Source organism: Paraburkholderia sp. RL17-347-BIC-D (assembly GCF_046027915.1).
Classification (GTDB): Bacteria; Pseudomonadota; Gammaproteobacteria; order Burkholderiales; family Burkholderiaceae; genus Paraburkholderia.
Map to the genome: position 1 here is coordinate 391,675 of NZ_JARESS010000001.1, position 22,248 is coordinate 413,922.

Below are 22,248 nucleotides of genomic sequence, written 5' to 3' on the forward strand. Positions count from 1 at the left end.
TCCCTACGGCCGACATGCCTACACTGTCACCAGTGTCAGCGCCAGTGCATTTCCACCGCAGCCCGCGAATCTTCGCGACAGCGTCGGCGCCAATCCCATTTAAAGGAATCGATCATGAGCAAACTCACAGGTAAAGTTGCTGTCGTAACCGGTGCATCGAAAGGTATCGGCGCGGCGATCGCCAAGGCATTGGCGGCGCAAGGCGCTTCAGTGGTGGTGAACTATTCGTCGAGCAAGGCGGGCGCGGACGGCGTGGTCGAAGCGATTGCCGCCGCCGGTGGCAAGGCCGTGGCCGTTGCAGGCGACGTGTCGAAAGCGGCGGACGCGCAAGGCATCATCGACACGGCTGTGGAAACGTATGGCCGTCTCGACATTCTCGTCAACAACTCGGGCGTGTATGAATTCTCGCCGATCGAAGAGATCACCGAAGAGCATTTCCACAAGCACTTCAACGTGAACGTGCTGGGTCTGCTACTGACCACGCAGGCAGCGGTCAAGCATCTCGGCGAAGGCGGCAGCATCGTCAATATCAGTTCGGTGGTGAGCCGCATCACGCCGCCGGGCAGCGCGGTCTATACCGCCACCAAGGGTGCCGTCGACGGTATTACGGGGGTGCTTGCACGTGAGCTCGGCCCGCGCAAGATCCGCGTCAATTCGGTGAATCCGGGCATGGTTGCAACCGAAGGCACGCATAGCGGCGGCATTATCGGTTCCGACTTTGAAACGTGGGCCGTCAGCACGACGCCGCTCGGCCGTATCGGCCAGCCTGACGATATCGCCGATGTCGTCGCCTTCCTCGCCTCCGACGACGCGCGCTGGCTGACGGGTGAAAGCCTGATCGCGAGCGGTGGATCGCGTTAAGCGGTTTGGCGTGAAGAAAGAAAGCCGCCCGCAGGCGTCGCCTGCCGGGCGGTTTTTAGTTTTATCCAACTGGCGTAGCAGGCGCCGGCTTCGTCAACTCCACCGCGAACAACGCGTCCAGCAGATTCGATCCCGGCCGCTCGGCGAGCCGCGTCAGCGATTCGATCATCCGCACCTGACAGTCCTGTAGCGGAATCATTCTGATCCGCCGCGATTCGTTGAATTCCGCGCGCGCGATCACGCCCACGCCCATGCCTTGCGCGACCGCTTCTTCGAGCGCCTCGCGGCCGTCCACGTACATCACCGGTTCCACCTGCAGCGATTCGCGCACCAGTTCGATCTCCAGCAACTGCTGCGTAACGGATTGCGACTCGCGGAAAATCATCGGCTGCTGCACCAGTTCGGTGTAGCTCAGCTTGCGCTTCTTCGCCACCGGATAGCTCGCGGGCACCATCGCGACCAGGGGATCGCGCCGCAATACACGCGCCTCCAGGCGGCTGTGCACTTGCGGCGCGGCGGTAATGGCCGCGTCGACGGCGCTCGAGAGCACGCGCTGCATGCAGTCCGCGGCGTTGGCGATGGACAGCGTCACGACGATGCCCGGATGCAGCTTGCGAAATGCGCTGATCAACGCGACCGCCAGATCGGGCGCGTCCGCGGCCAGCGACAGCGAGCCGGATTCGAGGCCGCCCGCCGATTCGAGCAGTTGCCGCGCGTCGCGCTCGCAACTGAGCATCTGCCGTGTCACGCTGAAGAGGCGCAGACCGAGTTCGGTGGTCTCGACGCCGCGCGGCCCGCGTTCGAACAGTTTGACGCCGTAATCCTGCTCCAGCCGCCGCACATGATCCGAAACGGCCGGCTGCGTGAGCGAGAGCGCCTGCGCCGCTTTGGAAAACCCGCCATGTTCCGCGACCGCATGAAACGCCCGCAATTGCGCGTATTGCACGTGTGCCTCGCCGAGCTATAAGTTATTGCGATACCTGCATCGATTATATCGATTTTACCGATGCTGCGCGTTTCTGTACTGTGTGAGTCACCGAAACAGCGATATCGGAGATTCCGACCATGGACAGCGTGATCGACCGCTCCCCAGCCGTGAACGCCGCAAGTTCTTCCACCGTGACGTGTGCGGCACCGGCCAAAGGCGAGCCGTACCTGTTGACGCCGGGGCCGCTCACCACGGCGTTCTCGACCAAGGAAGCGATGCTGCGCGACTGGGGCTCGTGGGACGGCGATTTCCGCGCGATGACCGCGCTGCTGCGCAGCAGCCTGCTGGAGATCGCCGGCGACACCGCCGGCGAATACGACTGCGTGCCGCTGCAAGGCAGTGGCAGCTATTGCGTCGAAGCGATGCTCGGCAGTCTGATTCCGCGCGACGGCCACGCGCTCGTGCTGGCCAACGGCGCGTACGGCAAGCGCATTGCGACCACGCTCGGCTATCTCGGCCGCGCCTGCACGGTGCTCGACAAGGGCGATTACCTGCCGCCGCGCGGCGCGGAAGTGGAGCGCATGCTGGACGCCGATCCGCGCATCACGCACGTGGTCGCCGTGCATTGCGAGACCAGTTCGGGGATTCTCAATCCGATCGAGGAAATCGCCGCCGCCACCGCGATGAAGGGCCGCAAGCTGCTGATCGATTCGATGAGCGCCTTTGGCGCGGTGCCGCTCGACGTGCGCGAGATTGCCTGCGAGGCCTTCGTGTCGTCGGCGAATAAATGCATCGAGGGCGTGCCTGGTTTTGGTTTCGTGATCGCCCGCAAGAGCGCGTTGCTGGAGGCGCAGGGCCGCAGTCACTCGCTCTCGCTCGACGTCTACGACCAGTGGGACGTGATGAACCGCACCGGCCAGTGGCGTTTCACGCCGCCCACGCACACCGTGGCCGCGTTTATCGAGGCGCTGCGTCTGCACAAACTCGAAGGCGGCCAGCCCGGACGTCTCGCGCGCTACGCGAACAATCGCGACGTGCTGGTGGCCGGCATGCACGAACTCGGCTTCGAGCCGCTGCTGAACGCACGCTGGCGCTCGCCGATCATCGTGACGTTTTTCGCGCCGGCGCACCCATCGTTCAAGTTCGAGCGCTTCTATGAATTGATGAAGGAGCAGGGCTTCATCATCTATCCGGGCAAGTTGACGGTGGTGGACAGCTTCCGTATCGGCTGCATCGGCCAGGTGGATGAGCACGTGATGCGCCGCGTCGTCGAAGCGTGCGGCAACTCGCTGCGGACGATGGGCGTCGAGCACGCCGCCCCGCCGGCGGCTGCGATCGAAGAACGCAAGACATTGGCCGATGCGGCCTGAGGAACGAAGTCAATGAAACACGTAAAAGCAGTGATTTTCGATTGGGCCGGCACGGTGGTCGATTACGGTTCGCTGGCGCCGATGGGTGCCTTCGTCGAGACATTCGAGCAATTCGGCGTGTCGATCACGATCGATGAAGCACGCGGCCCGATGGGCATGGCCAAGCGCCCGCATATCGCGGCACTGATGGCGTTGCCGCGCGTCGCGCAAGCCTGGGCCGACAAATTCGGGCACGCGCCGGGCGAAGCGGATATCGACGCCGTGTACGACGTATTCGTGCCGAAGAACATCGCGGTGGCGGCGAGCTACAGCTCGGTGATTCCGGGAGTGGCCGAGGTGGCAAGCGCGCTGCGCGGCGACGACATCAGGATTGGCACGACCACCGGCTACACGCGCGAAATCATGGCCGAGATCTTGCCGGGCGCGGCGGCGCAGGGTTTCTCGCCGGACAGCATCGTGTGCACCGGCGATACGCCGGAAGGGCGGCCGTCGCCGTACATGATCTACAAGACGTTGCCGGAATTGGGCGTCTGGCGCGCGAAGGATGCGATTAAGGTCGACGACACCGAGGTCGGCATCGAAGAGGGCATCAACGGCGGCACGTGGGCGGTCGGAGTCGCGGTGAGCGGCAATGCTTTCGGCATGGCCGAGGACGACGTCAAGGCGTTGGCGCCGGATGAGTTCGCATGGCGTCGCAAGGCGGCGATCGAGAAGCTGCAGGCGGCGGGCGCGCATTATGTGATCGACAGCGTCGCGGATCTGATGCCGGTGGTGTACGACATCGAGGCGCGCCTCGCGCGCGGCGAGCGGCCTTGATCAGGAGAGAGGCCTCAGACGCCTCTCTCAAAGGAATTACTCGAAAAACCCCACCGCCAGATCGATAAACTCCCGGATCTTGCGCGGCACGAACTCCCGGCTCGGGTACACGAGCGAGACCGCCACGTCGCCGTTGAGCACGGCGTGGTCGTCGAGAATCCGCACCAGCGTGCCCACGCGCAATTCATCGTTGACCATCTCCAGCGGCAGCAGCGCGATGCCCATCGCGCCGAGCGTCGCCTGTTTCTGCATGATCATGCTGTTGACCGTGAACGACGCATCGAGCGCGATGCTCTCTTCGCCACCGTCACCCTTGCTAAACACCCAGGTCTGTGGGCTCGTATCGAGCGGCGCGGTGATCACCCGATGCCGCGCGAGGTCGGCTGGCGTTTTCGGATGACCCGCCTGGGCGAGGTAAGCAGCCGACGCCACCGGCACCGCGTGCGAATTGATCAGGCGGCGCACCACCAGCGACTCCGAGCGAATCATGTGCTCGGTCACGATGCCGACGTCGAAACCCCCTTCGAGCAGGTCGACACGTTTTTCCGTGAGCGTGACCCGCAGATTCACATGCGGAAACTTGGCCTGATACTCCGCGAACAGCGGCGTGAGGCGAAATAGCGAAAAGCTGCCCAGCGCCACGATGCGCAGATCGCCTGCGACTTCTTTCGAGGCGGTGGTCGCGCGCGATTCGACTTCTTCGAGTTCGGCCATCAGGAGGCGGCAGCCGTCGGCATACTCTGCGCCCGCTTCGGTCAGCACCACCTTGCGCGTGGTGCGCTGGAACAGGCGAATGCCGAGATGCTTTTCAAGGCTCGACACGTGGCGCGTCACCACCGAGGTCGAGACGCTGAGTTGCTCCGCGGCCTGCGCGAAGCTGCCCGCGTCGGCGACCTTGACGAACGCCTGCATGGCCTGAAAGAGATTGATCATGTGAATGCGAAATACGTTGTAGCGGGTGACGTGGCGCGTGCGCGCAGCCGCGCCGCCGTCGTGTTCAATTCAGGGATTCGGGCGCCGCGCCGTGGCGTGCGACGATCTGGCCGTTGGCCACCACGAGCTTGCGCGGCGGCCGCGCGACGAGCGCATGTGCGAGCGTGTCGGCGTTGACCAGCACGAGGTCGGCGCGCGCGCCGGCGTGCAGGCCGTAGTCCGTGAACCCGCAGGCGCGCGCGGCCGTGCTGCTCACGCAGTCGAAGGCGAGCGCGAGATCGTCGTCGCGGCGCAGGCCGTAGCGCATCGCGATCAGCATCGCGCGCTCCAGCATGTCCGGCGAGCCGTAAGGCGTCCACGTATCGCGAATGCCGTCGTTGCCGCCGAATAGCGTGACGCCTTTTTCAAGGCAGGTTTTGAGCGGCGGCACCGGCGTCGAGGAGGGCGCGGTGGTCAGCAGCGCAACGCGCAGATCGGCGAGGCGCTCGAGCAACGCGTCGCGTTCGCGCTCGGGCAGCGCGCCGAGACAGAACGCGTGACTGACCACCACCTGGCCTTGCATGCCGAGCGCGGCGACGCGGTCGAGCAGAAGACCGAGCGTGAATGCGCCGATTTCGCCGGGCTCGTGCAGGTGAATGTCGATCGGCTTGTGATGGCGCTCCGCGAGCCCGAACGTCACATCCAGCGAAGCCACCGGATCGCCGTCGATCAACGCCGGATCGAGCGCGCCGAGCACATCGGCGCCCGCGCTCAACGCGCAGTCGAGCAATGCATCCGTACCCGCGCGGCCGAGCAGCCCCGATTGCGGAAACGCGACGATCTGCATGTCGAGCACGTCGCGCAGCGTGTCGCGCGTGGCAAGCACACCTTCCAGATGGCGCAGGCCCGCGTCGGTGTCGATATCGACGTGCGTGCGCAGGCGCGTCGTGCCCGCCTGCAGAAACGCACGCGCGAGCGCGAGCGACTGCGCGCCCGCGTCATGGCCGCTCCCGGCGCGCCAGCGTCGTTCGTTTTCGATGCGGTCGGTCAGCTTCGGCCCGACCTCGTTGCGATACCAGCGCATGCCCCAGTTGGTTTTGTCCAGATGCGTATGGCCTTCGACGAAACCCGGCAGCAGCAACGCGCCCGCGCCGTCCTCGAGCGTCACGCCGGGCTCGCGCGGCAGACCCGCGCCAATTGCGGCGATGCGGCCGTCGGCGATCGAAACGTCGACTTGGGAGCCGTCGCGAAGGCGGACGTCGGTGATGAGCAAGGCGCTCGTCGGGCGGTGTTGGGCGGTTGTCGTCATGAGAACAGGTCGGCGGCGTCGCGTGCTTGAACAAAGCGCGGCGAAGGCGTATGCAATTGTCTGTTGAAAAGGACGTGCCGCCTGTTTTTTGAGCAAACGCGGGCGGCGCGTGACCGGCGGGTGAATTGTACTTCCTGGCGCCACACGCCGATCCGCACGGCCGGCTCTGGCTTGCGCGCGGACAAGCTCCACGGCCGCTCAAGTTTCGCGTGCTGGTGCCGTTGACACGAGCTAATTACATTCTGGAACCCAGCCGTGCAACTCGCCTTCAGTAACGACCGTCTGTCCAGCCGCATGCAGTTCGATTCGTCCGCCGCCGGCGAACCCGAGGTGGAATCGTCGGTCATCGAATGGCTGTTGCACGACGATCAGGTGATGCGCGAATGCTTCACCCACGCAGCCGAAATTCTCAAGAGCGTGACCGGCGCGGCGATCACCGCGATCACGCTGCTCGACGAGGAGTACCAGCATTACCGCGCCGAGGTCGGCATGGCGATGCCGCTCGTCACGCGTGCCCGCTCGCTCGCCGACTATGCCGTGCGCGACGAGGAGCTGTTCGTCATCGAAGATGCGCACGACGACGCGCGTTTCGGCGAATGCATGCTGGTGCAGCGGCATCCCTTCGTGCGCTTTTATGCGGCGATTGCGTTGCGCGCGCCCAATGGCGAGATCGTCGGCGCGTTGTGCGCGATGGACCCGTCGCCCGGCCGCCTCGACGCGGGGCAGCGCGGCGTGTTCTACCACCTGCGCGCGATGATCGAGAACGATCTAAAAATGCGCACGGCCACCGCGATCGATCCGCTGACACAGCTGTACAACCGCCGCTTCCTGCTGGAGAGCATCACGCGCCGCTGGAAAGAGGCGCAGGACGGCGACGTGATGGGCTCGGTCGTGGTCGACGTGGACTGGTTCAAGCAGTACAACGACACCTATGGCCACCAGGCGGGCGATCAATGCCTGCGCAAAGTAGCCTCGGTGATGCAGGCGGCGGCCGATGGCGAACGCATCATCGTCGGGCGCATGGGCGGCGAGGAGTTCGGCCTGCTGGTGTTGCAAGCGGAGCACGCAGCGCTCGAAGACACGCTCGACACGCTGCGCCAGGGCGTGGTGGATCTAGCGATCGAGCATCGCGCGTCGCCGCTCGGCAGGGTGACGGTAAGCGTGGGCGCGTCGTTGACGCGCATTAGCGAAACGTCACGGCCGGCGCATCGCGAGGGTTTCGCGAGCGCGGACCGGGCGCTGTATCGATCGAAACATGGCGGTCGAAACCAGGTGACGATGGCGTAGACCGCCTCTGCGTTCAGGGAGTCTCGTGCAGCGCGCCGAGCTGGCTCACCCAGTCGGCGAACACGCGAAGTTTGGTGCTGTAACGGCGGCTCGGCGGATAGGCGAGATAAACCTGCAGCGGCTCGGGCCGCCAGTCCGTCAGGATCGGCACGAGATCGCCGCGCTCCACGGCCGGCCGCACCATGAAATCCAACGTATGAACAATGCCGAGTCCCGCGAGCGCGGTGGCCAGATGCGCATTGCTCTCGCTCACCATGACTGTATTGCGGACGTTGTCGAGCACGAGAGGCTCGCCGTCCTTGAGGAAATGCAAGGGCTGCACGAATCCGCTGCTCGCCGAAAAATAACCGACCACCGCATGCCGGTCGTCGACGATCTGACGCGGGTGCAAGGGCGCGCCATGTTCGGCCAGATACGCCGGACTCGCGCAAGTCGTCCAGCGTAGCGAGCCGATGGCGTGTGTCACCAACGCGGGGTCATCCGCCGTGCTGCGAATCGCGCAGTCGATGTTCTCCGCGATCAGGTCGGCGGTACGGTCCGTCACGCTCAAGCGCACCTGAAGGTCCGGGTAGCGCGCGCAAAATTCCGGGAGCGCGGGAATCAGAATGCCGCTCGCGGTCGAGCCGCCGGTATCGACCCGCAGCACGCCGCGCGGACTTGCGCGGTCGCGACCCAAGGTCGCCTCGATATCGTCGAGTTCGCTCAGCAGGTGCCGCGTGCGTTCGTAATACGCCGTGCCGTCCGTCGTGACATTGACGCTGCGCGTGCTGCGTTCAAGCAGCTTCACGCCCAGGTGATCTTCGAGCGACTTGACCCACTTGCTGACCGTCGCGTTGGGCATCTGCAGCGACTGCGCCGCACGGCCGAAGCCACCGGTTTCCACCACCCGCGCAAAGATGCGGATGGCCTGCAAGTGATCCATGTGGGCTCCCTTCGAGTTGATTATCCACAGTTGTGAATAAAGAAACCACAGGATACATATTTATCTCCCTGTGTGCATGAAATAAGCTGGGCGTCATGGTCAACCGACCTCATACACAGGAGCAGTTCATGAATCAATCCACACTCGAAAACGTCAATCCCCGCAAACACGCCGGCAAGATCGTGCTGGTGACCGGCGGCAGCAGCGGCATCGGCCTCGCCGCCGCTACGCGTTTCGCTCAGGAAGGCGCGACCGTCTACATCACCGGCCGGCGTCAGGCGGAACTCGACGATGCGGTGGAGCGCATCGGCCACGGCGCGGTCGCGATTCGCGCGGACATCTCGTCAACCGCCGACCTCGAGCGGATGTTCAGCACGCTGCAGGCCGCTCACGACCGGCTCGACATTCTGTTCGCGAATGCGGGCGGCGGCGAGTTTTCACCGCTCGGCGCGATTACCGAGGCGCAGTTCGACAAGTACTTCGGCATCAACGTCAAAGGCACGCTGTTCACGGTGCAGAATGCCTTGCCGTTGATGCGGCCAGGCAGCGCGATCGTCATCACGGGTTCGATCGCCGGAAGCAAGGGTATGCCGGCCTTCAGCGTGTATGCCGCGACCAAGGCCGCGCTGCGTTCATTCGCCCGCACATGGGCGACCGATCTGAAGGGCCGCGGGATTCGCGTCAATGTGGTGGCGCCGGGCGTAGTGGTCACGCCGGCCTACAAATCCGAACTCGGTATGAGCGACGAGCAAATCGACGCCTTCAGCCGGCAGGCCAGCGAGACCACGCCGCTTGGGCGCGTCGGCGAACCGGACGAGATCGCCAAGGCCGTCTCGTTCCTCGCTTCCGACGACGCGAGCTTCATCACGGGGATCGAAATGGCTGTCGACGGTGGTATGGCTCAGGTGTAGTACTACCAGGCAATCGTCGAGTCGTCATACGAAAGGCCGGTTTTTCCGGCCTTTTTTGCATGTGAAGAGGCAACGCGCCACGCGCATTCAGAAAAACATACCGATACGCATCAAGCGAATCGGTGGCGTGTATCCAATCAATGCGTCCGCGTAGCGTTTATCCGTCACGCATAAGGTTCTCTTAAGGTTCAACTGCTCAGATAGAAGGAGATGGTTGCGTCAGGCCGAAGCACAAGAACGCTTGGCCTCGCCGGCAGATGAGAGCTGCTGGTTGTACGCGCAACGAAAAAGACAACCGAGAAAAAAAACGATGCGTAACGGACGAAAATCCGCTCGAGAGACAGAGAAGGCACTCTGCAGAACCACTTACATGATGGAGTTGGCGCGCGGCAGTTCGTACATTGCCAGCACGTTGACGCCGGCGACGCAACAGGCCGCCATCGCCGAAGTCTTGAACGAATTTCGCGCGCAGCACGGCGCTGACAGACTGCTCATATTCCGCGACCTGCTTGCGGAGAGCCTCAAAAATCGCCAAGACACGCTCGCGGCGGAAGCCGTACTGAGTTTCGATCTGCCCAAGTCGCGCGAGCCTTAATTCGCGATCAGCTTCAGTCCCGCCGGCAGCGACTCGCCGAACACGCGGCCTTCGTCGGCGTTATCGAGCTCGACGCTCTCGCTCACCATGGTGATCCACGCGCGCGGCGCGTTGGCCGCTTCGAGCCGGCGCACTACCGCAAGACGCAAGTCTTCGGGCAAGTCGCGCGAGCGGTCGCCGGTCATGCGAGCGATCTGAACGGCGGCAAACGCGGCAGGATCGACCTTCTTCCAGTCGAGCGCGAGGATTGCGTTAAGCCATGCTCCGGCAATCTCAGGCGGCACGACGCTATGCGCGCTGCCGTAAAACGGCCGCCGTGCGCCGATACGGCCGACCGCCCACCAGCTCTGATGATTTTCAGCGGGTTTCTTCAGACGCATCAGCACCGATTCGCCGAGCTCGATCTTGCGCTCGACGGGAATCCGTTCGAGCGATGCGCTTAGCCGAACCATGTCGGTGAAGCCGGTTTTCGCCACGTCGAACGGCAGCTTGTGACGCGATTGCGCGGCGCCTTGCAGATACGCCATCGCGTCGAGCACGCGCAATTGCGCGCTCTCGTCGAGTCCGCCGGCGGCGCGGCGCCAGAGCGTCCACCATTCCGACCAGACCTGGCTCTCGTTGACGTACTGGATGCCGTCGTCGAAGAGCGACCAGAGTTGTTCGACGCGCCATTCGTCGAGTGGATAACCGAAGCCCGGCCGCACGCAATAGCCGGCCAGATTCAGCCAGAGGCGCTCGTGATCCGCCGAGCGGCGCCGACGTCGCGCGCGTTCCCACAGCGCGCCGAACAGTTCGCGCAGCAACGCGCTGTTCCAGCTTTCGCGCGAGCCTAGCAGTTGTTCGAGTTGCGAGCGCAGGCGCTTGACTTCTTTTGGATCGACCTTCTGCGCGCGCGAGCCGAAGCAACGGTCGATGTGTTCGATCGCCTGGTCGAGCGCCGGATGACGGGCCGGTGCGGCGTCGCCCGCCAGGTTCACTTGCGCGCCTTCACGGCGCAACTGGAATTCGAGCAGCCAGCGCTGCGCGGGGTTGTCGAGTTCGATGCAGTGGACTTCGAGCGTGCCCACTTCGGTCAGTGAGGTCGCGATCTGCACCGCGGTCTCGCGCGCGCTGCTCGCGCCGCGCGGCTGCACGATGGTCGCGATCGGCGGCAAGCGGACAAAGTCGCCGCCGGCGAGATCGATCAACTCGCCTGGTTGATACACCGTATCCGCGCTCGACGACACGAGGTGAAACCGCACCGGATGCCCGAGCCGCAGCGCGAAGGTGCGATCCGCGATCAGGATCTCGTGGCCTTCTTCCGTGCCGCGCGGCAGCAGACAGATGCCGCGTTGCACGGGCTCGGCATCTTGCTTGCCGTCGCCGGTCTCGTCGAGCACGAGGAAGTAACTGCGCGGCGCGCCGCCGCCGATTTTCGGCGCGTTGCCCGCGCGCGCGAGGGAATAGGCGACCGCGCCGCGTGCCACGGCGACATCGGGATTGTCGTTATGCAGCACGTTGAGCGCGTCGCCGCGCCACGTGCCTAAGGTGCTGGCCAGACGCTGCGTGAGCGCTTCGGCTCGAAACACGCCGCCGTTCAAGAGCAGTGTGTCGGGCACCGGCAACGCGTCTTCGTCTGGTGAACCCGATGACCCGGCGCCCAGCGCTTTACGCGACTGCGCGGCGAAGCGGCTTAGAAACGCCGCGATATGACGCGTGACCGCGGCATCGGTCGCATAGGGCAGGCCGAACTCGACGATCGCGCCACGCGGTCTGCCCGGCCGTTCATGCGACGCCACCGCCGGAAAGAAGCCGTCGACGATGATCCGCTCGACTTCCTCGCGCGTGACCTGCGCCGTGCGTGCGCCGCCGATCAGCTTCGAGCCGGCGCCGAGCAGCGTGATCGAGGTGGAGTCGGGCGCCTGCGGGCCGAGCAACTGTTCCTTGGCATTGCGGCAACGCTCGACCAGTTGCGACAGGCTTGCCGCCGACAGGCGCGTGCGTTCGCCCGCCGGGTTCGCGCCCGGCAGCCGCGCTTCCACCAGATGGGCGAGCGCCAGATCCATGTTGTCGCCGCCAAGCATCAGATGATTGCCCACGCCAATTCGCGTGAGCTGCGGCTCGCCGTCGCGCAGGCTGACTTCGATCAGCGTGAGGTCGGTGGTGCCGCCGCCGACGTCGCAGATCAGGACGAGCCGCGTGTCCGCGAGTTCGCTTGCCAGCCGCTCGCGATGATGAAACAGCCAGTCGTAGAACGCCGCTTGCGGTTCTTCCAGCAGCTTCAGGTTGTGCAGGCCGGCCATGCGGGCGGCTTCCACGGTGAGCGCTCGCGCGCCTTCGTCGAAAGACGCCGGCACCGTGAGCACCACGTCCTGGCGTTCGAGCGGCGCGTCCGGAAAACGCTGGTTCCAGGCCGCGCCCACGTGCGCCAGATAGCTCGCGCTGGCTTCGACCGGCGAGACTTTGCGGACGTCGTCGGCGGCGCCCCACGGCAGGATCGGCGCGGTGCGATCCACCGACGCATGCGAGAGCCAGCTCTTCGCGCTCGATACCAGCCGGCCAGGCACCTGAGCGCCCAGCACACGCGCGAGCCGGCCGATCACGACCGGCTGCGCGTCCGCTTGCGCGTTGGTCTGATTCGCACTGGACCACGGCAATTGCAGATCGCCGTCGTTCAGTTCGCCTAGCGCCGCGTGATAGCGCACCGAGGGCAGAAGCGGCCGCGCGGCCACTTCGCCGGGACTCACCACCTGCTCGATCTCGAAGACGCTGATCGACTGCGATCCCGCCTCCGCATAGGCGAGCACCGTGTTGCTGGTGCCGAGATCGATACCGACGCTGTACCGCTTCATCTCAATCATGCATTCGCGTTGCCGCGCACGTCGAACTCGACTTTCCAGCGCTCGTCGGTGCCACGCGGCACGGCTTCGAGTTCGAGCGTGCCCGCCTCGGTGACGCGCGCATGCAGCTTCACCGGCACGACTTCACCGGCAGTGCGGCCGGCGGCGGGCAGCGTCGCCTGAATCTCTTCGAGTTCCTGCAATTCCTCCGGGCCCCAGAAATCGAGCAGCGTGCCGACCTGATCCTGACGACGCACCGACGACCCGAAGAAACGGAAGTGCACCGGCTCGCCGACCACCAGCCCGAATTCCTGCGCGGGCAGTTCGGCATCGGTGCCTTCCTCCATCCCGAACGGCGCGACGCACAGCGCCTGGATGGGCGGCTCGAGACCGGGCACGGCGGGCATCGCCGATTCGATCGCGATGTAGTACGCGCGTGCCGTGCCGCCGCGAATCCGCACGCCGCGGCCGCGTCGCACGTAGCCGTAATAGGCCGCGCCGCGCGCCACGGCGAGATCGAGATCGGCGCCTTCGAGCAGCCGTGCCGGCGCCGCGCCTTCCGCGGCGAGCCAGTTGTTGAGCGTGCTCATGACGCGTTCGACCAGCAGCGGCGACTTGAACACGCCGCCGTTGAACAGCACCGCCGTCGGATGCAGGAAGCTCGCATTCTCCGCAGCCGCGATGCCGCTCACGCCTGCGAGTTCAGCCAGCGCGCCGACTTGACGACCGAGGAACGCCGCCAGATGCCGTGTAATGCCCGCGTCCTGCGCATACGGCAGGCCGAGCTGCGTCAGACCGGCACGCGCGCGGCTCACCGGACGCGCGGCGCTGTCCACCTGCGGGAAGAAGCCTTCGAGGATCGTCTGGGTCAGTTCGGCGCGCGTGAGCTCGGTGCGGATCGAGCCGCCGATCAGTTTCGAGCCGCGGCTCGGCACGACGAGCGGCACGGTGTCGGTGGCTGGATCGCTGAGCAGCGTTTCCTTGGCGGAGCGGCATGCATAGGTGAGCGCGCGCAGTTGCCACGCGTCGGCCTGGGTGCCTTGTGCCGCCAGCTTGCGCGCGACCACGTGCGCGAGCGCGAGGTCCATGTTGTCGCCGCCGAGCAGAATGTGTTCGCCGACCGCCACGCGATGCAGTTCGAGATTGCCTTCGCGCTCGATCACGGCGATCAGCGAGAGGTCGGTCGTGCCGCCGCCCACATCGACCACGAGGATGATGTCGCCGACCTTGACCTGCTTGCGCCAGTCGCCGCCGCTCTTCTGGATCCAGCTATACAGCGCAGCTTGCGGTTCTTCCAGCAGCGTCATGCGGCCGAAGCCGGCGGCCTCGGCGGCTTCGGCGGTCAGCTCGCGCGCGGCCGGATCGAACGATGCGGGGATCGTCACCGTGATGTCCTGCTCGCTGAACGGCGCATCGGGATGCGCGTGGTCCCAGGCTTCGCGCAAATGCGTCAGATAACGCACCGAGCTTTCGAGCGGCGAGACGCGCGCGACTTCAGGCGGCGCGTCGTTCGGCAAAATCGCCGCGCGCCGGTCGACGCCTGGATGGCACAGCCAGCTCTTCGCGCTCGACACCAGCCGGATCGGCGTGGCCGCGCCGCGGCTGCGGGCGAATTCACCGACCGCGAATTCGCGCTGCCCGGTCCACGGCAAATAGAGGTCGCCCGAGGCGAGTTCGTCCGGATGCGGCAGATAGAGGAACGAGGGCAGCAGATCGAGGTTGTCGATCGCGCCGGGGCCGGTGAGTTGCGCGATCGGCAGCACGCCTTGCGCGGTCTTTTCGCCGTCGCTGGCGGTGGTGTCCACGTAGGACAGCGCGCAGTGCGTGGTGCCCAGGTCGATGCCGATGGCGTAGCGTGATTGGCGTGCGTCGCTCATAGCTCCACCTCAGCCGGTGCGATCACTTTCGCGTTGTGGCTGTCCGTGAGTTTCGGCAGACGCACTTCGTCGACGCGCCAGCCGCGATGGCTGATGCTGCCGTTGAACGGCGCCTTACCGACGACATTGCCGGTCAGGCGGATCGAAGCGGCGTCGAAACCTTCGGCCAGCGTGACGCGGCTGCCTTCGGCTTCGTCGCGCACGGGGCGGATCGTGAAGTGCTCGCGCAGCGTCGCGCGGCAACCGTCGTGCACGAGGCGCGCCGCCGCGCCGATGTCGGCGTCGCTGTAGCTCTTGATGTCTTCCTCTACGAAATCGATGAAGCGCGCGTCACGTTGCAGCAGGCCGAGCAGTTGCAACGCGGCGTCGGGGCTCGCTTCCTTCAGCACGGGCGGCTGCGGTGCGGGTGCCGGAGCGGGAGCCGGGGCGGGCGCGGCGCTGGCGGTCACGCCGCCGTCACGCAAACGCAAAACGCCGGCGGCGAATTCGCCGTCGCCGAGAATGCGGAAAAACGTGCCCACGGCCAGGGAAATCCTGCCGAGGAAGGATGGGTTCGAATCGGTCATAAATGCTCCTGAGGTGCTCTGTTAAAGGACGAGCTGTCCTGGCTGCGCCGCACGCGATTGGCCGCCAAGCCGCGCCGGGCTTGGGCGGGCCGTCGTCGTGCGTGTTTGCGAAGGCCGGCCGCGTGCGTGCCGCCGGCATCTGATTTGGCCGGATGCGCGGCGCGGTTTGCGCGCGCGAAACCCGTATTTTGCCTTGTGGCGCGCCCGAAGCGGGCAAAGCCGGCCATTCTAGCGGGCAATGCGGCGAGATTGGCCGGTTGTCACGGGCATGTGGCAAGCATTTGCGTGCGGCTCTTTTGCGCGTTGTTCACGCGTTGTGCGGGCCGAATTCGGCCACGACCTGGTCGATGAACGCGCGCAGTTTCGGCGTGACGCGGCTGGCGGGGAATACCAGATGCATCGGCCGCGCGGTGGCCTCATAGCCGGACAGCAAGCGCACGAGGCGGCCGGCCGCGAGTTCATCCCTGACCGCCACTTCGGGTGCGAGCATCACGCCGCCGCCGTTGAGCGCGGCGGCCAGCAGCGCCTTCACGTCATTGGCCTCGAAGCGGCCGGCAATCGGCACCACGTGCTCGCCCTGAGCGTCGGCGAAACGCCATTCGGTGTCGGCCGGCATGCTCGTATAGAGGAAGCTCAGACACTCGTGCGCCGTCAGTTCTTGCGGCGTGCGCGGTTCGCCGCGTTCCGCCAGATAGCCGGGCGACGCACAGGCGACCAGGCGGTAAGGCATCAACGGCCGCGCGATCAGCGACGAATCCGACAGCGCGCCGAGGCGGATCGCAGCCTCGTAACCCTCGTCGATCAGATCGACGAAGCGGTCGGTCAGCGTCAACTCGACTCGCACCTGAGGATGCGCTTTCAGATAGCGCGTGATCATCGGCGCGAGACAGCAGGCGCCGAACGTGACAGGCGCGGTAATACGCAAGCGTCCGCGTGGCGACGCCGACAGTTCCTGGGCGACCGACTCGGCCGCCGCGGCGTCGGCCAGCAGCGCCTTGCAGCGCTCGTAGAAGATCTGGCCGATCTCGGTGAGGCTCTGGCGGCGCGTGGTGCGGTTCAGCAGACGGGCGCCGACGCGCTCTTCGAGCGTGCTGACATGCTTGCCGGCCATTTGCGACGAGATGCCGAACGCGAGCGCCGCCGCGGCGAACGAGCCGCTGTCCGCCGTTTTGACGAAGATCGCCATGCTGGTCAGCCGATCCATGATTCCCCACTCCTGCTTTCGACAGTCATCGAATCGCGGACATTTATTCCGTTGAAGTTTTGAATCATAGTGGTTCTCACCGTCGGGCGGGTGCTCGACGGAGCGATCCTCAGACATGCATGGAGTGTGAAACATGAAGATAGGCATTCTCGGCGCGGGCTTTATCGGCCGCGCGATGGCGACTTTGGCGAAGCAGAACGGTCACGAAGTCATGATCAGCAATTCCCGCGACCCGCGGACGCTGATCAGCACGGCTGCGGCGATAGGGTGCGCGCTCGGTACGGCGCAACAGGCGGCGTCGTTCGGCGAGGTGGTGGTGGTCGCCGTGCCGTTCGGCAACATCGGCGCGCTGCCGGCAGCGGCGCTGGAGGGCAAGATCGTGATCGACACGTGCAATCACTATCCCGAGCGCGACGGCCGGATCGAGGCGCTCGACAGTCACGCCACGACCACCAGCCAGATGCTTGCCGCCGCCTTGCCTGGCGCTCGCGTGGTGAAAGCCTTCAACGCGATTCTGGCGAGGGATCTCGAAACCGATGGCTCAGCGCCTCATACGCCGAAGCGCCGCGCGCTGCCATTTGCCGGTGACGACGAGCACGCCAAACGCGTCGTGAGCGGGTTGCTGGATCAGTTCGGTTTCGATCCCGTCGATGCCGGCGCGCTGGCAGACAGTTGGCGCTTCGAGCGCGCCAAGCCGGTGTATTGCATTCCGTTCGACCGCGCCGGCATGCTGGAGGGATTAGCCGCGGCACAGCGGGACGTGGAGTTGCCACATGGGTCGTGGCGGCATTGATTGCCGTTGTCGCCGATTGCTTCGGAAACTGAAGCATCGATGCGAATTGCGGCGCGCATACCATGGACCGCGTAGCTGTCCTCGTGCGCGTCGTCGCTGGCCTTGCGCCCCAGCGTTGTTGGCCGCTGATGTCGCGCACACCGCAAGAGCGCGTCACGCCGGACCTCGCCCCGCGACCCGAGCCATCTTCAAGCGCGGATAGCGATGCGGCGCAGAAAGATCGGATCGAAATACGCGCGAGAGCAGAGCGCCAGCGCGCCAGTGCCAGGCACGGCAACGCTCCGCTTGTAAGGAGATAGTCAACATTCCTATACTTAACTCGCTTGCCTGGTTTTTTCCCAGCCGGGAGATGCCGGGGGAGATGCGCAAGCGTGAGTCGCCCACGCTGCACACCAGTGTGCCGATCAAACGCATCGAGCTGGAGCCGGGATGACAGACGAAAGGCGCTCGCCGCGCAAGACCACCGTCACACTCGCTGTCGCGACCGCCGCGTTGGCGGCGGTCATCTTCATCGCCGATACGGCCACGCTGCTCGACATCGCCGTCGCGACGCTCTATGTGGTCGTCGTGCTAATCGCCGCGCGCTTTTGCAAGCCGCGAAACGTCGTGCTTGTCGGACTCGGCTGCGTGGCGCTCACGGTCTTGAGCTGGGCGCTCGCGCCGCCCGCCCGCCCGAGCGTGGAGACCCTCATCAACGAGTTCATCAGCATCGTGACGATCGGCGTCGTGACGGCCCTGGCCTTGCACGCGCAGCAAACGGTATCGACGCTGCGCAATCAGGCGAATCTCCTCGACCTGACGCACGACCCCATCTTCTCGCGCGACATGGACGGCAAGATCCTCTACTGGAATCGCGGCGCCGAGGAGTTGTATGGATTCAAGGGCGCCGAGGCGCTCGGCGCTGTCGCGCCCACGCTCCTGCAAACGACGTTCGTCACGCCGCTCGAGCAGATCATGACCAGGCTGCTGCGCGAAGGCCGCTGGGAGGGCGAGCTCATCAACCGCAAGGCGGACGGCACGTCCGTCGTCGTAACGAGCCGCTGGTCGCTCCAGCGCGACAATGCCGCACAACCCGCGCTGATCCTGGAGACCAACATCGACATCAGCGAACGCAAGCGGATGGAGGAGGCGCTGCAGCAGGCACAGTCCGATCTCGCGCGACTGAACCGCGTCCTGGTGGTCGGCGAAATGACCGCGTCGATCGCCCATGAGGTCAATCAGCCGATTGCCGCCGTCGTCACGAGTGCGAACGCGGGCCTGCGCTGGCTCGATGCCCGGCCGCCGGTGCTCGAGGAAGTCCGGCAGGCGCTCACGCGCATCGAGAAGGACGCCAACCGGGCCCGCGAGGTGGTGAGCCGCGTACGCGCGCTCGTCAAGAAGGTACCGCCACGCATCGAGCACTGGGATCTCAACGAAGCTGTCGGCGAAGTCGTGGCGCTGACGCGCCCCGAATTGCTGCGCAACGGCGTCGGCTTGCGCAACGATCTTTCGGATGACGTCCGCCTCGTCAAGGGTGACCGTGTGCAGCTGCAACAGGTGCTGATGAACCTGATCGTCAACGCCATCGAAGCGATGACCGGCGTGCACGGCAGGCCGCGCGAGCTGACGATCAGCACAGCCAGGGCCGACCCGGACACCGCCATGGTCGAGGTACGCGACACGGGCACCGGTATCGACCCCGGCCACCTCAACGGCCTGTTCCAGTCGTTCTATACGACGAAGGCCGAGGGCATGGGCATGGGCCTCGCAATCAGCCGGTCCATCGTCGAGACGCACGGCGGCAGGCTCGAAGCCGCGCCGAACGAGCCGCACGGCGCTGTCTTCCGCTTCACGCTGCCGACCAGGAAGAGCGCGCAGGCGAGCACTGAGGTGCTGCGCTCGTAGCGAGCGCGGTCTGATCGCAGGGTGAACCCGGCCATCTCACGCGGGGGCACGCGGCGTAGAGCCACGTCGTCACCAGGCGCTGTCACGAGTCTCGCGAACGCCTCACGTCACGCTCACCCGAGACGCAAGCGACGACGGCGACGGCGACGGTTTTCGATCATGGTGTGCCGAGCACACGCGTCAGATGGCGCTCGAGCGTGGCGGCGTCGGGCGGCTTTTCGAGCAGGGCCAAGGCGCCGGTCGCGGCCACCCGCGCGCGCAGCGCATCGGAGGGAAAGGCTGTCATGAGGAGCGTCGGCGGCGCAGCGCCGAGCGCGAGCAGGTGCTCGAACATCTCAATGCCCGACATGCCGGGCATGCGCACATCGGAAATCAGGCACCCCGTCCCGGCGGTGCCCGCCGGCGGCATCGACTGCAGGTATGCCTCGGCCGAATCGAAGGTACGCGTCGGCCACCCCAACGAGTGCACCAGGCTTTCGGTGGCGAGGCGGGCCGACTCGTCGTCGTCGACAATCGAAACAAGCTGGAGAGGACCCATAGGGACCGCCTGGTGTGAGGCGTTCTCAATAGCGAAGAGCGCCAGCGTCCAGGATGAACGCTTCACTAGGAAGCGTAGTGCCAAGACGGCCGGATTCCCATGATACGAACGTATGGACTGGCACAGCGGCAACCGCCTTCGGAGTCACCGGACAAGTGCGGTTTCTGCGCCGTTGCTGAGCCGATGGCCTGGCGCTCTGAGGCGGGCAGCGCGCAGTCCGTCGGGGTCTTCGCCAGAATCATGTCTGGTGGTGGGCATTCAAGCGTCACGTACCATCGGATAGCGGACTCTCGCCGCTTAAGCACGCTTCTCGTGTCATCGCTACACGCCTCGCTATACACTCCGACCGCGCGTCGGTCGCCTCCGAAGCGCCACGCCAATTACCCGAACACCGTTCCCGCCCACCGCTCAATAGGCCGCGCGCAGAGCCTCGGTGGCGAGGGTGAGCCGCGACGCGATGACCTTCACCAGAAAGCGATGAAACTGCTGCGCGGCTGCGGGGTTGTCTTGCTCGAGCGCAACGAGCGCGGCCAGCGACAGCCTGCGCACGCGCGTCGGCATCTCGGCGAACACGTCCGCGCTGCGCGGCTGCTGCGTGTACACGGCCATTTCGCCGACGACCGTGCCCGGGCCGGAAGCGCGCAGCCTCACCGACCGCCCGTTGCCGAGCGGCAGCGAAACCGCGACCCGCCCGCGTTCGATGATGTAGAGTGCGTCGCCCGGCTCCCCGCGACGAAACAGCGGCTGGCCGGCTAGCAACTCATGCACTTCGAGATAGGTGGACAGGGTGTCCAGCGCGCTGGCCGTGAAATGCCGCGCGAGCATCGCGTGGAGGTCGTCACCGCGTTTCGGCGCCAGCGCGTTTGAGGCGAGCAGTTGGTCTTCGACCCATTCCAGGCCCGCATCGAGCGTGTCGAATTCACGAATCCGCAGATTGAGCGTGCCGGTTTTAGTCAGCAGATCGCGCGAGTGCGGCGGCAGCGCGGTCAAGATCAAGTCTGCGTGGGTCGCCGCGCAGAGCTGCCGCAGTTTGACGAAGCTGATCGATACCGACGCGTCTATGCCTTGGGTCGACGCGAAGTCGAGCACGACGAATCGGACCGACGCCGGTTCGCGCGCGGCGAGCCGCTCGCGTATGCGGTGGAGAATCGAGTTGGCCGTGCCGAAGAAGAGAAACCCTTGCAGGCACATTCCGCACACCTGTGCGCCGAGTCCGCACAGCGATTCGGTCTCCTCGATGTTGCGCTCGACATTCGATGTCCGGGTGAGCAGGTCGAATTCCATGCGTATGCAACTAACCCGCCCGTAGAGCAGCGTGAACATCACGCAGGCGGCGACGACGCCCGCGACCACGCCGATGATCACGCCCCAGGCCGCGATCGTGCCGAGTATGACGGGCACGAGCAGGTACTCGTACCAATTGAGCTTCGCATAGGCGCCGACAAGCCACTGCACGAGGAGGCGCAGCCCCATGAAAAGCTGGAGGCCGACGAGCACCGGCACGGGAAAGAGCGCGACGAGACCGGGCGACGCGGCAAGCACGACGAGGCACGCGAGCGACGCGAACACGCCCGCCAGCCGGCTCGTCGCGCCAACGCGCGCGTTGAGCATCGAGCGATTGAACGATTGGTAGCCGACCATTCCGCCCAGAAGCCCGCTCGCGAGATTGGCGAGGCCCGCGGCCCGCATCTCGCGATTGAGATCGACTTCCTCGCCCGTCGCCGCGCCGATTGCCGTCGAATTCATCAGGATCGTGACAGCCGAGACCGACGTGACGATGAGGCTCTCCGGAAGATGTGCGGCGATCGCCGACCAGTCGATGCCACCCTGCGCGAGCTGCGCTGTCAGGTGCAGCTCCGGAAACCCCGAGAGCCGCAGCGCCACGCGCGGCAGCAGCAGCCCCATGCCGCGCGCTTCGTCGATCGAAAGGCCCGCGGCGCGCAGCAGGACGTAGAAGAGGACGATCCCGAAGGCGAGCGTAAGCGGCAGCGCCGCGACGTGCTTCCAGGTGCGCATCAGGATGGTGGCCAGCACCCCTACGACGAGCGCGGGGAGCCACGCGAGCCAGTGAAGATGCGTCAACAGCACGAGCGTCTGCCATTGCAAGGACTCGCCCGTCAGCACGCGGAACGCGCCGGCGAGGAGCAGATAGCCCGTGCCGGCGAGGAATCCGCCGAGGACCGGGTAAGGCAGGAATTGCAGCGAGCGGCTGCGCTTCGACGAACCGATCGCGTAGAGCACGATGCCGGTCACGAGTGAACAGAGCGCGATCGCGATCAGCACGGTCAGCAGGAGAGTTTGCGGGGAGCCGCCATCCGCGCGCACGCTGCTCGCGACGCCTGCCGCCACACCCGCGAGAAACGCCGCCGCATTGCTGTCGGGGCCGCCGATGTTCAGTCGCATCGAGCTCGTCAGGGAAATCACCAGCGCCGTGACGACACAGCTGACGAGCGCGGTGGGCACGCCGAGCATCGCGTAGCGGGCGAGATCGGCGCTGAAGATCATCGTGCCGAGGCTCATCGCGTAGCACAGCATGACGAGCGCCGATACCGCCCCGGCCGCCAGATCGCCGGGCAGCCCCGCGACGCGCGAGCGTGGCGGGACGTTGGAGACGGAAACGGTCTTGCCCGGCTTCACGTGAATTCCCGGTGGAATG

Annotated in this window: 18 protein-coding genes; 8 read left to right on the top strand and 10 right to left on the bottom strand. The window is 65.6% G+C overall.

The features are described 5' to 3' along the window. Nucleotides 1-114 precede the first annotated feature (114 nt). Nucleotides 115-861 carry an SDR family NAD(P)-dependent oxidoreductase gene (locus tag P0D96_RS01875; RefSeq protein ID WP_408311123.1) on the top strand — a complete coding sequence of 249 codons (747 nt, stop codon included), beginning with the start codon at nucleotides 115-117 and terminating at the stop codon, nucleotides 859-861. 61 nt (nucleotides 862-922) lie between these two features. Here the strand turns inward: P0D96_RS01875 and P0D96_RS01880 are convergent, their stop codons facing one another. Further along, nucleotides 923-1,807 (bottom strand): LysR substrate-binding domain-containing protein, encoded by an 885-nt coding sequence (locus P0D96_RS01880; RefSeq protein WP_408311126.1) that lies wholly within the window; start codon nucleotides 1,805-1,807, stop codon nucleotides 923-925. 119 nt (nucleotides 1,808-1,926) lie between these two features. Here P0D96_RS01880 and P0D96_RS01885 point away from each other — a divergent pair, with 119 nt between their 5' ends. Together P0D96_RS01885 and phnX are read left to right on the top strand one after the other, a co-directional pair. Beyond that, nucleotides 1,927-3,159: a 2-aminoethylphosphonate--pyruvate transaminase gene (locus P0D96_RS01885; RefSeq protein WP_408311129.1), complete on the top strand. Its 1,233-nt coding sequence runs from the start codon at nucleotides 1,927-1,929 to the stop codon at nucleotides 3,157-3,159. Nucleotides 3,160-3,171: 12 nt separating this feature from the next. Beyond that, a complete protein-coding gene (phnX, locus tag P0D96_RS01890; protein WP_408176603.1) occupies nucleotides 3,172-3,975 on the top strand; it encodes a phosphonoacetaldehyde hydrolase in 804 nt (267 codons plus the stop codon). Nucleotides 3,976-4,011: 36 nt separating this feature from the next. Here the strand turns inward: phnX and P0D96_RS01895 are convergent, their stop codons facing one another. After that, entirely contained in the window at nucleotides 4,012-4,908 is an 897-nt protein-coding gene (locus P0D96_RS01895; RefSeq protein ID WP_408176604.1) for a LysR family transcriptional regulator, read from the bottom strand. A 64-nt stretch (nucleotides 4,909-4,972) separates the two neighbouring features. Beyond that, the gene (locus P0D96_RS01900; RefSeq protein WP_408311133.1) at nucleotides 4,973-6,196 is read right to left on the bottom strand and encodes an amidohydrolase family protein; all 1,224 of its coding nucleotides are present in this window, start codon (nucleotides 6,194-6,196) and stop codon (nucleotides 4,973-4,975) included. A gap of 255 nt (nucleotides 6,197-6,451) precedes the next feature. On the opposite strand from P0D96_RS01900, the gene P0D96_RS01905 reads away from it, so the two are divergent. Then, nucleotides 6,452-7,483 carry a sensor domain-containing diguanylate cyclase gene (locus P0D96_RS01905; protein WP_408311136.1) on the top strand — a complete coding sequence of 344 codons (1,032 nt, stop codon included), beginning with the start codon at nucleotides 6,452-6,454 and terminating at the stop codon, nucleotides 7,481-7,483. A gap of 13 nt (nucleotides 7,484-7,496) precedes the next feature. Here the strand turns inward: P0D96_RS01905 and P0D96_RS01910 are convergent, their stop codons facing one another. Further along, entirely contained in the window at nucleotides 7,497-8,405 is a 909-nt protein-coding gene (locus tag P0D96_RS01910) for a LysR family transcriptional regulator (protein WP_132374372.1), read from the bottom strand. Between the two features lie 128 nt (nucleotides 8,406-8,533). Here P0D96_RS01910 and P0D96_RS01915 point away from each other — a divergent pair, with 128 nt between their 5' ends. Next, nucleotides 8,534-9,316: a glucose 1-dehydrogenase gene (locus P0D96_RS01915; protein WP_408311139.1), complete on the top strand. Its 783-nt coding sequence runs from the start codon at nucleotides 8,534-8,536 to the stop codon at nucleotides 9,314-9,316. 214 nt (nucleotides 9,317-9,530) lie between these two features. Further along, nucleotides 9,531-9,911: a hypothetical protein gene (locus P0D96_RS01920; protein WP_408311142.1), complete on the top strand. Its 381-nt coding sequence runs from the start codon at nucleotides 9,531-9,533 to the stop codon at nucleotides 9,909-9,911. Here P0D96_RS01920 and P0D96_RS01925 read toward each other — a convergent pair. The 4 genes from P0D96_RS01925 to P0D96_RS01940 all read right to left on the bottom strand — a co-directional run bounded on the left by P0D96_RS01925 (nucleotide 9,908) and on the right by P0D96_RS01940 (nucleotide 16,377). Further along, complete coding sequence (locus P0D96_RS01925) at nucleotides 9,908-12,751, bottom strand: Hsp70 family protein (RefSeq protein WP_408311145.1); 2,844 nt, start codon at nucleotides 12,749-12,751, stop codon at nucleotides 9,908-9,910. The two genes, P0D96_RS01920 and P0D96_RS01925, sit on opposite strands and share 4 nt — an antisense overlap. Further along, nucleotides 12,748-14,607 carry an Hsp70 family protein gene (locus P0D96_RS01930; protein WP_408311148.1) on the bottom strand — a complete coding sequence of 620 codons (1,860 nt, stop codon included), beginning with the start codon at nucleotides 14,605-14,607 and terminating at the stop codon, nucleotides 12,748-12,750. The genes P0D96_RS01925 and P0D96_RS01930 overlap by 4 nt, the downstream gene beginning before the upstream one ends. Beyond that, a complete protein-coding gene (locus tag P0D96_RS01935; RefSeq protein WP_408311151.1) occupies nucleotides 14,604-15,173 on the bottom strand; it encodes a DUF2760 domain-containing protein in 570 nt (189 codons plus the stop codon). The genes P0D96_RS01930 and P0D96_RS01935 overlap by 4 nt, the downstream gene beginning before the upstream one ends. Before the next feature lie 307 nt (nucleotides 15,174-15,480). Further along, nucleotides 15,481-16,377 (bottom strand): LysR family transcriptional regulator, encoded by an 897-nt coding sequence (locus P0D96_RS01940; RefSeq protein ID WP_408176615.1) that lies wholly within the window; start codon nucleotides 16,375-16,377, stop codon nucleotides 15,481-15,483. Between the two features lie 133 nt (nucleotides 16,378-16,510). Here P0D96_RS01940 and P0D96_RS01945 point away from each other — a divergent pair, with 133 nt between their 5' ends. Together P0D96_RS01945 and P0D96_RS01950 are read left to right on the top strand one after the other, a co-directional pair. Further along, nucleotides 16,511-17,170, top strand: a complete 660-nt coding sequence (locus tag P0D96_RS01945) for an NADPH-dependent F420 reductase (RefSeq protein WP_408311155.1) — start codon at nucleotides 16,511-16,513, stop codon at nucleotides 17,168-17,170. 492 nt (nucleotides 17,171-17,662) lie between these two features. Continuing rightward, on the top strand, nucleotides 17,663-19,054 hold the full coding sequence (locus P0D96_RS01950) for a sensor histidine kinase (RefSeq protein WP_408311158.1): 1,392 nt from the start codon (nucleotides 17,663-17,665) through the stop codon (nucleotides 19,052-19,054). Nucleotides 19,055-19,211: 157 nt separating this feature from the next. Here the strand turns inward: P0D96_RS01950 and P0D96_RS01955 are convergent, their stop codons facing one another. Continuing rightward, on the bottom strand, nucleotides 19,212-19,592 hold the full coding sequence (locus P0D96_RS01955; protein WP_408176617.1) for a response regulator transcription factor: 381 nt from the start codon (nucleotides 19,590-19,592) through the stop codon (nucleotides 19,212-19,214). Between the two features lie 408 nt (nucleotides 19,593-20,000). Beyond that, on the bottom strand, nucleotides 20,001-22,229 hold the full coding sequence (locus P0D96_RS01960; protein ID WP_408311162.1) for an SLC26A/SulP transporter family protein: 2,229 nt from the start codon (nucleotides 22,227-22,229) through the stop codon (nucleotides 20,001-20,003). Nucleotides 22,230-22,248: the final 19 nt, after the last annotated feature.